This is a genomic window from Chitinilyticum litopenaei DSM 21440 (assembly GCF_000428145.1).
GTDB lineage: Bacteria > Pseudomonadota > Gammaproteobacteria > Burkholderiales > Chitinibacteraceae > Chitinilyticum > Chitinilyticum litopenaei.
In genome coordinates, this window is the sequence record NZ_ATZJ01000005.1 from 54,073 (window position 1) to 67,522 (window position 13,450).

General features: G+C 60.4%; 12 protein-coding genes. 6 read left to right on the forward strand and 6 right to left on the reverse strand.

The genetic code is table 11. The annotated features are described in order from the left end of the window. Positions 1 to 37: 37 nt before the first annotated feature. The 4 genes from infB to C515_RS23430 all read right to left on the reverse strand — a co-directional run bounded on the left by infB (position 38) and on the right by C515_RS23430 (position 5,346). Positions 38 to 2,722: a translation initiation factor IF-2 gene (gene infB, locus C515_RS0103300; RefSeq protein ID WP_028454366.1), complete on the reverse strand. Its 2,685-nt coding sequence runs from the start codon at positions 2,720 to 2,722 to the stop codon at positions 38 to 40. After that, on the reverse strand, positions 2,719 to 4,215 hold the full coding sequence (gene nusA, locus C515_RS0103305) for a transcription termination factor NusA (protein WP_028454367.1): 1,497 nt from the start codon (positions 4,213 to 4,215) through the stop codon (positions 2,719 to 2,721). The genes infB and nusA overlap by 4 nt, the downstream gene beginning before the upstream one ends. Before the next feature lie 44 nt (positions 4,216 to 4,259). Further along, the gene (rimP, locus tag C515_RS0103310; RefSeq protein WP_043647923.1) at positions 4,260 to 4,697 is read right to left on the reverse strand and encodes a ribosome maturation factor RimP; all 438 of its coding nucleotides are present in this window, start codon (positions 4,695 to 4,697) and stop codon (positions 4,260 to 4,262) included. A gap of 193 nt (positions 4,698 to 4,890) precedes the next feature. After that, the gene (locus tag C515_RS23430) at positions 4,891 to 5,346 is read right to left on the reverse strand and encodes a hypothetical protein (RefSeq protein WP_144290321.1); all 456 of its coding nucleotides are present in this window, start codon (positions 5,344 to 5,346) and stop codon (positions 4,891 to 4,893) included. Between C515_RS23430 and C515_RS0103315 the strand changes: the two genes are divergently transcribed. The 4 genes from C515_RS0103315 to C515_RS19345 all read left to right on the forward strand — a co-directional run bounded on the left by C515_RS0103315 (position 5,345) and on the right by C515_RS19345 (position 8,078). Beyond that, positions 5,345 to 6,505 carry a PilT/PilU family type 4a pilus ATPase gene (locus C515_RS0103315; RefSeq protein WP_028454369.1) on the forward strand — a complete coding sequence of 387 codons (1,161 nt, stop codon included), beginning with the start codon at positions 5,345 to 5,347 and terminating at the stop codon, positions 6,503 to 6,505. The genes C515_RS23430 and C515_RS0103315 overlap by 2 nt on opposite strands. Before the next feature lie 7 nt (positions 6,506 to 6,512). Then, a complete protein-coding gene (locus tag C515_RS19340) occupies positions 6,513 to 6,908 on the forward strand; it encodes an ArsC family reductase (protein WP_051304583.1) in 396 nt (131 codons plus the stop codon). Between the two features lie 404 nt (positions 6,909 to 7,312). Next, complete coding sequence (gene flgM, locus C515_RS0103325) at positions 7,313 to 7,591, forward strand: flagellar biosynthesis anti-sigma factor FlgM (RefSeq protein WP_028454370.1); 279 nt, start codon at positions 7,313 to 7,315, stop codon at positions 7,589 to 7,591. Positions 7,592 to 7,613: 22 nt separating this feature from the next. Beyond that, positions 7,614 to 8,078, forward strand: a complete 465-nt coding sequence (locus C515_RS19345) for a flagella synthesis protein FlgN (protein WP_051304584.1) — start codon at positions 7,614 to 7,616, stop codon at positions 8,076 to 8,078. Positions 8,079 to 8,166: 88 nt separating this feature from the next. Here the strand turns inward: C515_RS19345 and C515_RS0103335 are convergent, their stop codons facing one another. Beyond that, positions 8,167 to 8,763 carry a C40 family peptidase gene (locus C515_RS0103335; protein ID WP_245574978.1) on the reverse strand — a complete coding sequence of 199 codons (597 nt, stop codon included), beginning with the start codon at positions 8,761 to 8,763 and terminating at the stop codon, positions 8,167 to 8,169. 275 nt (positions 8,764 to 9,038) lie between these two features. On the opposite strand from C515_RS0103335, the gene pflB reads away from it, so the two are divergent. Beyond that, the gene (gene pflB / locus C515_RS0103340) at positions 9,039 to 11,291 is read left to right on the forward strand and encodes a formate C-acetyltransferase (RefSeq protein ID WP_028454372.1); all 2,253 of its coding nucleotides are present in this window, start codon (positions 9,039 to 9,041) and stop codon (positions 11,289 to 11,291) included. Positions 11,292 to 11,391: 100 nt separating this feature from the next. After that, positions 11,392 to 12,207, forward strand: coding sequence for a pyruvate formate-lyase-activating protein (gene pflA / locus C515_RS0103345; protein WP_028454373.1), 816 nt, complete (start codon positions 11,392 to 11,394; stop codon positions 12,205 to 12,207). Between the two features lie 105 nt (positions 12,208 to 12,312). Here pflA and C515_RS0103350 read toward each other — a convergent pair whose 3' ends face one another. Beyond that, positions 12,313 to 13,449: an MFS transporter gene (locus C515_RS0103350; protein WP_043647927.1), complete on the reverse strand. Its 1,137-nt coding sequence runs from the start codon at positions 13,447 to 13,449 to the stop codon at positions 12,313 to 12,315. Position 13,450: the final 1 nt, after the last annotated feature.

A 13,450-nucleotide genomic window follows, 5' to 3' on the forward strand; every position in this document is an offset into this window, starting at 1 on the left:
AGAGAGGCTTTACACCTCACACCTCTCTCCTCACACCTTACAGGGTACGGGCCACTTCGACGATTTCGAAGACTTCCAGCATGTCGCCTTCGACGATGTCGTTGTAGTTCTTCAGCTGCAGACCACACTCGAAACCGGCCTTGACTTCCTTGGCGTCGTCCTTGAAGCGCTTGAGGCTTTCCAGCTCGCCCTGGTGCACCACCACGTTGTTGCGCAGCAGGCGTACGCCGGCGCCGCGCTTGACCACGCCTTCGTGCACCAGACAACCGGCAATCGAGCCGACCTTGGAGACAGTGAAGACCTGGCGGATTTCCACCATGCCGATGATCTGCTCGCGCTTTTCCGGCGCCAGCATGCCCGACAGTGCGGCCTTCACGTCATCCACGGCGTCGTAGATGATGTTGTAGTAGCGGATGTCCACGCCATCGGCCTCGGCCAGCTTGCGGGCGGCCGCATCGGCGCGCACATTGAAGCCGATGACCACCGCCTTGGAAGCCAGCGCCAGGTTGACGTCGGATTCGCTGATGGCGCCAACGGCGTTGTGCAGGATCTGCACACGCACTTCGTCGGTCGACAGCTTCTGCAGGCTGCCGGCCAGCGCTTCGCTGGAACCCTGCACGTCGGCCTTGATGATGACCGGCAGGTTCTGCACCTCGCCCTCGGTCATCTGGGCAAGCATGTTTTCCAGTTTCGCAGCCTGCTGGCGCGCCAGCTTGACGTCGCGGAACTTGCCCTGACGGAACAGAGCGATTTCGCGCGCCTTCTTCTCGTCGGCCAGCACCATGGCGTCTTCGCCGGCGGCCGGTACATCGGACAGACCGAGAATCTCGACCGGAATGGCCGGGCCGGCTTCGTCGATCGGCTTGCCATTTTCATCCAGCATGGCGCGAATGCGGCCATAGACCTGACCAGCCAGCAGCATGTCGCCCTTCTTCAGCGTACCGCTCTGCACCAGGAAAGAGGCGACCGGGCCACGACCCTTGTCCAGACGGGCTTCGATGATGATGCCCTTGGCGGGCACATCGACCGGCGCCTTCAGTTCCAGCACTTCAGCCTGCAGCAGGATGGCGTCGAGCAGTTCGTCGATGCCCAGGCCCTTCTTGGCGGACACGTGCACGAACTGGGTATCGCCGCCCCAGTCTTCCGGCACCACTTCGTGGCTGACCAGTTCCTGGCGGATGCGCTCGGTATTGGCTTCCGGCTTGTCGATCTTGTTCACGGCCACAACGATGGGCACGCCCGCCGCCTTGGCATGGTGGATCGCTTCAATCGTCTGCGGCATCACGCCGTCATCGGCAGCAACCACCAGCACCACGATGTCGGTCAGCTTGGCGCCACGGGCACGCATGGCGGTAAACGCCTCGTGACCCGGGGTGTCGAGGAAGGTGATCATGCCCTTGTCGGTTTCGACGTGATAGGCACCGATGTGCTGGGTAATGCCACCCGCTTCACCGGCCGCCACCTTGGCGCGACGGATGTGATCAAGCAGCGAGGTCTTGCCGTGGTCGACGTGACCCATGACGGTCACAACCGGAGCGCGCGAAATGGCTTCGTGCTCGCCAGCGGCATCGTCGCCCAGATAGGTTTCCGGATCGTCGAGCTTGGCGGCAATCGGCGCATGGCCCATTTCTTCCACGACGATCATCGCGGTTTCCTGGTCCAGCACCTGGTTGATGGTCACCATCATGCCCATCTTCATCAGGGCGCGAACAACTTCCACACCCTTGACGGCCATCTTGTGCGCCAGATCGGCGACCGAGATGGTTTCCGGAATGCTGATTTCCTTCACCTGCGGTTCGGTAGGTGCCTGGAAGCCGTGCGCATTGTTGTCATTCTGCTGCTGGCGCTTGCCACCCTTCTTGCCGGTTTTCCAGTCATTGCCGGTATCGCCACCGCGCGTCTTGATGCCCTTCTTGCCGCGACCTTCTTCCCAGCTGCTCTTGCCGTCCTTCTTGTCCTTGCGGTCGGCAGGCTTGGCCGCCGCCGGTGCGGGAGCGGCCGGCTTGACCGGCTCCGGCGCGCGCATGGGCTTGTCGCTGGGCTTGCGCAGCTCGACACGCTGACCGACACGCGGACGGTTGTCGGCCGGGCGACTGTCAGTACGGGCTTCCGGCTTGCGCTCGGCGGCCGGGCGCTCGCTGCGCGGCTCGACACGCGGCGCATGGCGCGGCGCAGCGGCTTCGCTGACCACGGGCGCGGCCTCGACCGGCGCGGCAACCGGCGCTGGCTCGGCGGCAGCAACGGCGGACTCTGCAGCCGTTTCGGCAACCGCCACCTGGGGTTCATTGCGCTGTTGTTTGGCACGCATTTCGGCAGCCTGGCGCTCACGCAATTCAGCCTGGCGACGGGCCTGCTCTTCGCGCGCGGCCTGTTCGCTGGCGTCCAGGACCGGTGGCATCCGCACTTCGGGCGGAGCACTGGCACTCAAGGACTCGGGAGCCACCACCACGCGCTTCTTGCGCGTTTCCACGGTAATGGTCTTGGCCTTGCCGGTGGCGTCGGTCTTGCGGATTTCGCTGGTTTCCTTGCGGGCCAGCGTGATCGGCGCCTTGGCGCCGCCGTGCTTCTGCTTCAGGTAATCAAGCAGGCGCGCCTTGTCGGCTGCGGTCAGCAGATCGGCTTCATTGTTCTTGTTGACTCCCGCTGCACGGAGCTGCTCAAGCAACTCCTGCGGCGGCATGCGTAATTCGGCAGCAAATTGACTGACTTTCAGTTCACTCATGCGTTTTCCTCCTGCGCATCAGCGAACCAGTGCTCCCGCGCTTTCATGATGAGTTGTTTGGCCGAGTCCTCGTCGATACCCGTCATTTCGGTCAATTCGTCCACCGCGAGCTCGGCCAGATCATCGCGGGTATGTATATCGTTCTCGGCCAATGTGGCGAGAAGCTCTGGAGTAATACCCTCCAGGGTTTTGAGATCTTCTGCCTGGTGCTCGAGCTTTTCTTCACGAACGATGGCTTGCGTGAGCAAGGCATCGCGAGCCCGGGCGCGCAGCTCGTTGACGGTGTCTTCGTCAAAGGCTTCGATTTCCAGCATTTCATTGAGCGGCACATAGGCCACTTCTTCCAGGGTGGTGAAGCCTTCCTGGACCAGCACGTCCGCCACGTCCTCGCCGATGTCGAGCTGCGCGATGAACAATTCGCGGATCTTGCTGAATTCTTCTTCGTGCTTCTGCTCGGCCTGCTCGACGGTCATGATGTTGAGCTTCCAGCCGGTCAGCTCGGAAGCGAGCTTCACGTTCTGGCCACCACGGCCGATGGCCATCGCCAGATTGGATTCGTCAACGACCACGTCCATGCTGTGGTTGTCTTCATCCACGATGATGGAGCTGACTTCGGCCGGCGACAGCGCGCCGATCACGAATTGCGCCGGATCCGGCGACCACAGCACGATGTCGACGCGCTCGCCGGCCAGCTCGTTGGTCACGGCGTTCACGCGGGTGCCGCGCACACCGATGCAGGTGCCTTGCGGATCAACGCGCGGATCGTTGGATTTCACCGCGATCTTGGCGCGCATGCCGGCATCGCGGGCCACGCCCTTCAGTTCGATGAAACCGTTTTCGATTTCCGGCACTTCCATTTCAAACAGCTTGGCCATGAATTCGCCAGCGGTGCGCGACAGCACCAGCATCGGGCCACGACCAAGACGGTCGATGCGCAGCAGGAAGGCTCTGACGCGATCACCCACGCGCAGATTTTCCTTGGGGATCATCTGGTCGCGCGGCAGGACGGCTTCCAGCTTGCCGATTTCGATGATGGCGTTGCCACGCTCGATGCGCTTGATGACGCCGGACACGATGTGCTCGCGACGCTGCAGGAAGTCATTCAGGTTTTGCTCGCGTTCGGCATCGCGGATTTTCTGCAGGATGACCTGCTTGGCGGTTTGCGCGCCAATGCGGCCGAAATCGATGGGCTCCAGCGGCACTTCCCAGACGTCGCCGACCTTGAGGCTGGCGTCGTAATCCGGTACATCGGTAATGGCGATCTGGCGCGAGGGTTCCTCGTGATCGTTGTCTTCCACCACGTGCCAGACACGGAACGAGCTGTACTCGCCACTGTGACGGTCAATTGCCACGCGCACTTCGGCCTCGTCGTCGCCAATCCGCTTCTTGGTAGCGGAAGCCAGTGCCAGCTCCAGCGCGCCGAACACCACATCGCGGTCTACATTTTTTTCATGCGCCAGCGCATCAACCAGCACGAGAATTTCACGATTCATTTGCAACATTCCTTCCGGTACGGCGCTTGCGTGCCGGGCCACTGTCAGAATTGCGGCTCAAGCCGCACACGATCAATCTGGGACTGCGCCAGGCGCAATTCCTCGTCATTCACCTGCACAACGACATGGTCGTCCTGCAGCCCCACCAGTCGTCCCACCAGGGTGCGACGGCGATCAGCCAGCGGCACACGCAGCTTGACCTTGACCATCTCACCGGCAAAACGCTCGAAATCCGCCGGCTTTTTCAGGGGGCGATCCAGCCCCGGCGACGACACCTCAAGGCGCTCGTAAGCCACTTCCTCGACCATGAACAAGCGCGTCAGGTGATTGCTGACCTTGACGCAGTCATCAATCGTCACCCCGTCGGGCTGCTTGTCGATAAAGAGCCGTACCATGCCGCCCGCGCCGATTTCCAGATCAACCAGTTCGTACCCCAGGCCGGGCAAGGTGGCATCGACCAAACTTTGCAGACTGACTGCCATATTCCGTTTCCAGCACCACAAACAAAAAATGGGCTGCAAACACTGCGCCCATTCATTCAAAGGACAGCCGGGCGAACATGACAGCCGCCACAGCTTTTCCACAATGCTAACAGATTAGCCCGGGCATGGGAACAGCCCCTGCCGCCCAGCAGCCACCCGGCAAGTCCGGCCCGACGCCAGCCTGGCACAGCGCCTAGGCTCCAGTCAGGCCAACGGCGCGACACACAGCCAATGACGCAACAATGCCGCGCCGCGAACCGGCAACCCCGAGGCAATCTAGGTAGAATCCCTTAGCTGATGATTGATGTTTTGTTTGCACTGCCCGTTTGTGCTGTTTTTGGCCTGCAACAAGGTGCGAAGCCCGGCGCATGGAATCAATGCCGTGCAAGGACCTTGCCATACCGCCATCAGGCTGAATCAAAGAGCCAAGACGGCTTTTCGACAGGCAGATCCGGCTGGGCGCTGCTTGCAGCGAGTCTGCGTCGTGGCTGCGCCGGGATTCGGCCTCATGCGCCGCACGCAACACCATGGATTCGGTGAAAAATCGCACCAGCGGGCACGCGAACAAACCATCAACCAAACCCAATCGTCGCTGTTTGCCAGCAAAGCCTCCACCGTCACATCTTGCAGCCAAGGCTGGATCAACCATGAATCTCTTGCCCTTTTTCAAACTGATGGCCGAACGCAGCGCGTCCGACCTCTTCCTGTCGGCCCACTCCCCCATCGTGATCAAGATCCAGGGGGTATGCCACCCGGTCAACAACCAGATCCTGGCGCCGGAGCACGTCAAGCAGCTGGCCTATCAATTGATGAACGAAGAGCAGATTGCCCGCTTCGAACGCGAACTGGAGATGAACTTTGCCCTGCCGATTTCCGGCGTGGGCAGCTTCCGCGTCAACATCTTCAAGGCGCGCGGCAATGTCGCCATGGTCGTGCGCTATATCAGGATCAATGCGCCATCGATCGAGGAGCTGCGCATGCCACCGGTGCTGAAAGAGCTGGTCATGGAAAAGCGCGGCATCATCCTGCTGGTTGGCGCCACGGGTTCGGGCAAATCTTCAACCGTGGCGGCCATGCTCAATTACCGCAATGAAAACCACGCCGGCCACATCCTGACGATCGAAGATCCGGTGGAATTCCTGCATCCGCACAAGAAATCGATCTTCAACCAGCGCGAGGTCGGCATCGATACGCTGAGCTATTCGGAAGCGCTGAAAAACGCCATGCGGGAAGCGCCGAATGTGCTGATGATGGGTGAAGTGCGCGACCGCGAAACCATGCTGTACGCCATGCAGTATGCCCAGGCCGGCCACCTGTGCATTTCCACGCTGCACGCCAACAACAGCTACCACTCGCTCTCCCGCATCGTTAACTTCTTCCCGCAGGAAGCACGCGAGGCACTGCTGTACGACTTGTCCACCTCGCTGAAAGCCATCATTTCGCAGCGGCTGGTACGCAACAAGCAGGGCATGCTGGTGCCGGCCGTCGAAGTCATGCTCAACACCAACCGCATCGCCGAACTCATCCGCAATGGCGACCTGGCGGACATCAAGGATGCCATGGAGCAATCGCTGTCCGAGGGCGCGCAAACCTTCGAACAGGCACTCTACCGGCTCTATCGTTCGGGCGAAGTCGATCTGGACGAAGCCCTGCGCAATGCCGACTCGGCCACCAATCTGTCCTGGATGGTCAACAACTCCCAAACGGTGGAAGAACAGGAACGGGTGGCCAGTAACGGCAAGCCCGGCGCCGAAGCCAGCAAGACCGAGGCCGAGCCGGAAATCAGCTTCAATATGGAACTGCACTGATCACATCATGACGACCACGCTCTACGGCATTGCCAATTGTGACACCATCAAGAAAGCCAGACGCTGGCTGGATGCCGCCGGCATTCCCCATGCCTGGCATGACTACAAGAAACAGGGCATCAGCGCACCCCTGCTTGCCGACTGGATCCATCGCGGCGGCTGGGAGCAGCTGGTCAACCGGCAGGGTACGACCTGGCGCAAGCTCGACGAAGCCACACGCGGGGCGGTGAACGATGCCGACTCCGCACTTGCCGTGCTGCTGGCCAATCCCTCACTGATCAAACGTCCGGTCCTGGAGCATGACGGAACCCTGACCGTCGGCTTCAGCGAAACCGAATACGCCGCCCTGTTCAAACAGGCAACCCAGCAGACCAAGCAGCTGCAACCAGCCTCCGACGCCTGATTTCAGGGGTATATGCAGCCAACCCATTCAAGACATTGGTCTTATCGATATAGGGATTAATGTATATGGAAAACAAATACACGGTTGCCACCGCCCATGCCCTGCAACAGCGCCCGCAATCCAGCCAGCACAGCAGTCCGCCGCCCTGCCCGGATTGCGGGGCCACCGGACAAGCCATCCGCGACAATCAGCTACCCGATCACCATATCGACTACAGCTGCGAATGCGCGACATGCGGATGCAAATGGTCGCCCAACAGGGAAGACTAATACTGCAGGCGGTACTGGAGGCAATGCGCACTTGCCGCTAAACTAATGGGAAATTGTGCCGATATAACAAGCAGTAAACGAATGCATTGATGCGCTGCCAGCCTTATGCCCGCAGCGCCCATACCGGAGCAGGCCATGAAAATCGACAACCAGGGCAAGCCTATCAGCGGGCCGCAGCTGCGCAGCGCGGAGCCCAAGCCCGCCAATGCCGGCAAGGCGGACAAGGCAGCGGCGCCACAGGACAATGTCAGCCTGTCGACCAGCGCCACGGCCACTGCCAGTACCGAAGCAGCCTTTGATGCCGACAAGGTAGCTGCCATTCGTCAGGCTATCAGTGAAGGGCGCTTCCAGGTACGCCCCGAAGCAATTGCCAATGGCCTGCTGTCCAGCGTGCGCGAATTGCTCGGCCGCTGATCGCCTTCCCGAAGAGAAAGCCTTGTCCGACATTGCCGCAGCCATCCGCGCCGAACAGCAACAGCTTGCTGCGCTATACCAAACCCTGCAGGAAGAGCAGCAACTGCTGGCCGAGCGCCAGCTGGACAAGCTCAGTGTTCTGCTGGAAGAAAAAACCCGGCAAATCCGCACCCTTGAGCAGCTCAGCCAGCAGCGTCGGCAGGCACTGAGCGCCGCCGGCGTCACCGATCAGGCCGAGCCGATCCGCAGCTGGCTGGACACTTATCAACCCGATCTGCTTCCCGCCTGGGACGAACTGCTTGAACTCGCGCGCAAGGCCGAATTGCTGAATCGCAGCAATGGGCAACTGATCAATACACGCATGGATATCGAGCAGAGCTTTCTGCGCCAGTTCGTCCAGCAACATGAGCTCGACGCCGGTGGCTACTCTGCCGATGGCCGGCTCAGCACCGGCGGTGGGGCCAGCCGCAAACGCGACCTCGCCTGACCCCCATTCTCCGTCGCCACAGACCGGCAGGTATTCTCACCGGTCTTCCCCGGAATGCCGCCTCTGTCGCAAACTCAGCCGCTCGACCTCAGTTGAGAAAACTGCCCCCGCCTTCAAATCGGCTCAGGTAATACGGGTGCGAGAGCGACTCGATCCTGACTTTGCCACGGGAATTGGGCGCATGAATGAACTGGTCGTTGCCGATATAGATGCCGACATGTGAACGCGGACGGCCAAGCGTATTGAAAAAAACCAGATCGCCGGGCTGCAATTCTCCCTTGTTTACAAACCGCGCCAGCGTTGCCATCTGGGCGGCATTGTGCGGCAGGGCCAGCCCCAGCGCCTGCTGATAGACAAAACGCACCAGACCACTGCAATCCAGCCCGGCCTCGGGATTACTGCCGCCAAAGGTATACCCCACATCGATCAGACCCAGCGCATGCATGACCACTTCCTGGCCACCGCCAGCCGGTACTCGTACGGTGGCAGCAGGTACTTTCTTCTTTGGTGCGCCAACCTGTTTCGAGCCTGCGCACGCCGCCAGGCCAGCCGCGATGACCATGAGCAGCCCCCACCTGGCCAGCGCCTTAAGTGCCTTTATGCATTCAAGAACCTGCATCCACCCTCCACCACTTGCCAGCCAATTCGCCGATTTGAACCCGCATTCCCGATACGACTTTGCCATTCTTAAAAGATTAGCATCACAATTCACGAGCACATATTGCAATGCAGCATAATTTGTAGTCCCTGCCTAGCAGACAACAGCCGAAAAACCCTGATCTGGATCAACTCCAGCTTATTCAGTCTTGTTAGGATGCATTTGAAATATTTACAGGATTTTCAGAATTGCGAAGTGCTAATCTACACTCCGTAGATCAGGGATAACCCCAACCAGGGCCCACCCGGCCCCAGGCAATCTCACAGATCGTCCAACAGACAATCGCCATCAGGAGCATCATCATGAACGCACCGGAATCCACCATCCAACTCGACGCCTGGCGCGGCTTTACCGCGGGGGACTGGCAAAAGCAGGTTGCAGTACGTGACTTCATCCAGCTCAACTATACCCCGTATGAAGGCGATGACAGCTTCCTGGCCGGCCCGACCGAGCGTACCAGGCAGCAATGGGCGGTACTTTCCGAGCTTCTGAAGCAAGAACGCGAAAAAGGCGTCCTGGCAGTCTCCGCGGATCGCGGCACCAGCATCACCGCACACGACGCAGGCTATATCGCCCGCGACCTAGAAGTGATTGTCGGCCTGCAAACCGATGCGCCGCTCAAGCGCGCGATTGTACCGAACGGCGGCCTGCGCATGGTGCAAACCGGCCTGGAAGCCTATGGTTTCCAGCTTGATCCAAAAGTAGAAGAAGCCTACCGCTTCTACCGCAAGGATCACAATATGGGCGTGTTTGACGCCTACAACCCGGACATTCTCGCCTGCCGCAAATCGGGCGTGATTACCGGCCTGCCGGATGCCTATGGCCGTGGCCGCATCATTGGCGACTACCGTCGCGTGGCGCTGTATGGTGTGGACTTCCTGATCAAGGATAAAAAACGCGAGAAGGCCGAACTGGACGACGTTGATTTCACTGAAGACGTGCTGCGCACCCGTGAAGAATTGTCCGAACAGATCAAGGCCCTGGGCGAGCTGAAGGAAATGGCCGCCAAATACGGCTTTGACATCGGCCGCCCGGCTGCCACCGCGCAGGAAGCCGTGCAGTGGACCTACTTCGGCTACCTGGCTGCCGTGAAAGAACAAAATGGCGCAGCCATGTCGATCGGCCGCATCTCGACCTTCCTCGACGTGTATTTCGAACGCGACCTGAAGGAAGGCCGCATCACCGAATCCGACGCCCAGGAAATGATCGACCATCTGGTGATCAAGCTGCGCATCGTGCGCTTTTTGCGCACGCCGGAATACGACCAGCTGTTCTCGGGCGACCCGACCTGGGTGACCGAATCGATTGGCGGCATGGGTGAAGACGGCCGCACGCTGGTATCGAAAACCAGCTTCCGCACCCTCTGGACGCTGTCCAACCTCGGCCCGGCGCCAGAGCCGAACCTGACCGTGCTGTGGTCGACCCGCCTGCCCAAGGGCTTCAAGGATTTCTGCTCGAAGATGTCGATCGAAACCTCGGCCATCCAGTACGAATCCGACGACCTGATGCTGCCGCAATGGGGTGACGATTACGCCATCGCCTGCTGCGTTTCGGCCATGCGCGTCGGCAAGCAGATGCAGTTCTTCGGCGCCCGCTGCAATCTGGCCAAGGCCATGCTGTACGCCATCAACGGCGGGGTCGATGAAAAAACCGGCGCGGTGGTCGCGAAGGGCTTCGAGCCCATCACCAGTGAATACCTCGATTACGACGAAGTGGTGGCCAAGTTCGACAAAATGATGGACTGGCTGGCGCGCACCTATGTGAAGGCGCTGAACGCCATCCATTACATGCACGACAAATACCATTACGAGCGCATCGAAATGGCGCTGCATGATCGCGACATCCTGCGCACCATGGCTTGCGGCATTGCCGGCCTGTCGGTCGCCGCCGATTCGCTGTCCGCCATCAAGTTCGCCAAGGTCAAGGTCATCCGCAATGAAGCCGGTGTGGCCACCGATTTCGTGATCGAAGGCGACTACCCGGCCTTTGGCAACAACGACGACCGCGTCGACAGCATTGCCGTGTGGCTGACCGAAACCTTCATGGACAAGATCAAGCAGCACAAGACCTACCGCAATTCGATGCCGACCCAGTCGGTGCTGACCATCACGTCCAACGTCGTTTACGGCAAGAAGACCGGCAACACGCCGGATGGCCGCCGCTCCGGCGAGCCCTTCGCACCGGGCGCCAACCCGATGAATGGCCGCGACAAGTCCGGCTTTGTGGCCGCCGGCGCCTCGGTAGCCAAGCTGCCCTATGAAGCCGCGCTGGACGGCATCAGCTGGACCGCTTCGGCCACACCGGATGCGCTGGGCCACACGCTGGCAGATCGGGTGAACAATCTGAGCAATTGCCTGGACGGCTTCTGCGGCGCGTCGGGCTTCCACATCAACGTGAACGTGCTCAACCGCGAAATGCTGCTGGATGCGATGGAACATCCGGAAAACTACCCGCAGCTGACCATTCGCGTGTCGGGCTATGCGGTGAACTTCATCAAGCTGACGCGCGAGCAGCAGCTGGATGTGATCAACCGCACCTTCCACATGCACGCCTGATCAAGCTTGCAGTCACCGAACGGGTCAGCCGGCAGGCTGGCCCATTTTTTTGCCTCGCGCGAGCTACAATCCAGCCTGCTCACTTTGCAACGGCCGTTCCATGACAAAGACCATCCCCATCAAGCCAGCCGGTGAAATTTTTCCGCCCACCGTCGATGACCACGGCCATCTGGTCGGCTACATCCATTCCTTCGAAACCGGCGCCGCCGTCGATGGCCCGGGCATGCGCTTTGCGCTGTTCATGTCCGGCTGCCAGTTTCGCTGCCTGTATTGCCACAACCCCGACACCTGGAAGATTTACAGTGGCAGGCAGATGAGCATTGACGAGGTGGTCGCCGAAATCGGCAAATACGCCACCTTCCTCAAATTCGCCGGCGGGCTGACCATCACCGGCGGCGAGCCGCTGATGCAGGCGCACTTTGTTGGCGAGGTATTCTATCGGGTCAAGAAACAGTGGGGCCTGCACACCGCACTCGACACTCAGGGCTTTCTCGCCGGACATCTGGACGACGCCTGGTTCGAACAGGTCGATCTCGTGCTGCTCGACATCAAGCAGATGAATCCGCAGAAATACGAACAGCTGACCGGCAAGCCACTGCAGCCGACGCTGGACTTTGCCGAGCGCCTGCTGCGCCTGAAGAAGAAATTCTGGATACGCTATGTGCTGGTGCCGGGCTGGTCGGATGACGAACAGGATGTCGAAGCACTGGCCGCCTATCTGGCCGGGCTGAATCAGCGTGGGCCGGGCTTGCTGGGGCGGGTGGAAGTGCTGCCCTTCCACAAAATGGGCGAGCACAAATGGGAGGAGCTGGGCATGAAATACGAACTGGCCGACACCCAGCCGCCCAGCCAGGACGTGGTCGACCGGGTACGCAGCCAGTTCAGCCGCCACCTGCCCTACATTCTGGTCTGCTAAGCCAGCTGCAAGATACCCAAATACCCATCGAACCAGGGCCCTTCAAAAGAAAAGGCCCTGGGCAGATACCTCACCGCACAGGCCTCTACCGCAATACAATCACGTTTACCAATCAACCAGGCGCGCAAGGACTGTGATCAGCAAGGCCATCAGCGCGACCAGCGCCATGCCCCAGGCCAGCGAACTGGCGTGCGCGACAAAACCGATCAGCGGCGGCCCCAGCAAGGCGCCAATCGAGCCCATGGTTGTCACCGCCGCCAGCGTGATCGGGCCATGTTTGGCAGCTCCCTGATAGACGCAGGGCGAGACGGCCGCCATGCCGATGCCCATCAGCGTAAATGCCAGCAAACCGGCAACAAAACCACCCTGCAAAACACCCAGCAAGAGGCCGCAACCTGCCAGCAGACCGCCACCGATCAAGAGCTGCCGCGCACCAAAGCGCTGCCGCCAGCCGTCGCCAAACCAGCGCGAAACCAGCATGGTCGCGGCGAAAAGTGCAAGGCCGAGGGTGGCCAGCTGCTCCGTGGCACCAGTGATGTCTTTGAGATAGAGCGCACTCCAGTCATTCATCGAGCCCTCGACGATGGTGCCGCAAAACGCCAGCAAACCAAACAGCAAGGCCACACCGGCCGGCAGCACAAAACGCTTGCCGCCCGAGGTGCCGGTGCTGGCGGGCATGGGCAACAAGCGGGGCGCCGCGTAAGCAGCTCCGAGCACGATCAACAGCGCTGCTGTTGCAAAATGCCATAACAGCACGGGCGTCAGGTATTGCACCAACCCGTAGGCCAGCAGCGCACCACTGAACAAACCCAGACTGAAGATGGCATGCAGGCGCGACATGATCATCTTGCCTGAAGCCTGCTCGACTTCGACGCCTTGCGTATTCATTGCCACATTCAGGCAACTGGCCAGTACCCCTTCCAGCAGCATGATGGCCATCGCCAGCGGGTAACTTTCGACCACCGCCAGTCCCAGCAAGATCACCGGCAGCAAAAAAGCGGCCAGCAAACACGCCACCCGGGTACCAAAGCGCTGCAGGAGCCAGGCAACAAAGGGGAAGGAGAAAACAGCGCCCAGACCAGATGCGAGCAGGAAAAACCCCACCTCGGCATCATTGATGGCCAGCTGGGTTTTCAGGGCCGGAATGCGCGCGGCCCAGGTACCGTAATTGAGGCCAAGACAAAAGAACAGCAGGGCCACGGCGCGATGGGCGCTGCGCAAGCGGGAAGCGGGAAAGGTCATT

Excerpts from the sequence above, each read along its gene's own strand:
- infB (WP_028454366.1), bottom strand. The coding sequence starts at position 2,722 with ATGAGTGAACTGAAAGTCAGTCAATTTGCTGCCGAATTACGCATGCCG.
- nusA (WP_028454367.1), bottom strand. The coding sequence starts at position 4,215 with ATGAATCGTGAAATTCTCGTGCTGGTTGATGCGCTGGCGCATGAAAAA.
- rimP (WP_043647923.1), bottom strand. The coding sequence starts at position 4,697 with ATGGCAGTCAGTCTGCAAAGTTTGGTCGATGCCACCTTGCCCGGCCTG.
- C515_RS0103315 (WP_028454369.1), top strand. The coding sequence starts at position 5,345 with ATGAATCTCTTGCCCTTTTTCAAACTGATGGCCGAACGCAGCGCGTCC.
- C515_RS23430 (WP_144290321.1), bottom strand. The coding sequence starts at position 5,346 with ATGGTTGATCCAGCCTTGGCTGCAAGATGTGACGGTGGAGGCTTTGCT.
- C515_RS19340 (WP_051304583.1), top strand. The coding sequence starts at position 6,513 with ATGACGACCACGCTCTACGGCATTGCCAATTGTGACACCATCAAGAAA.
- flgM (WP_028454370.1), top strand. The coding sequence starts at position 7,313 with ATGAAAATCGACAACCAGGGCAAGCCTATCAGCGGGCCGCAGCTGCGC.
- C515_RS0103335 (WP_245574978.1), bottom strand. The coding sequence starts at position 8,763 with ATGGCAAAGTCGTATCGGGAATGCGGGTTCAAATCGGCGAATTGGCTG.
- pflB (WP_028454372.1), top strand. The coding sequence starts at position 9,039 with ATGAACGCACCGGAATCCACCATCCAACTCGACGCCTGGCGCGGCTTT.
- pflA (WP_028454373.1), top strand. The coding sequence starts at position 11,392 with ATGACAAAGACCATCCCCATCAAGCCAGCCGGTGAAATTTTTCCGCCC.
- C515_RS0103350 (WP_043647927.1), bottom strand. The coding sequence starts at position 13,449 with ATGACCTTTCCCGCTTCCCGCTTGCGCAGCGCCCATCGCGCCGTGGCC.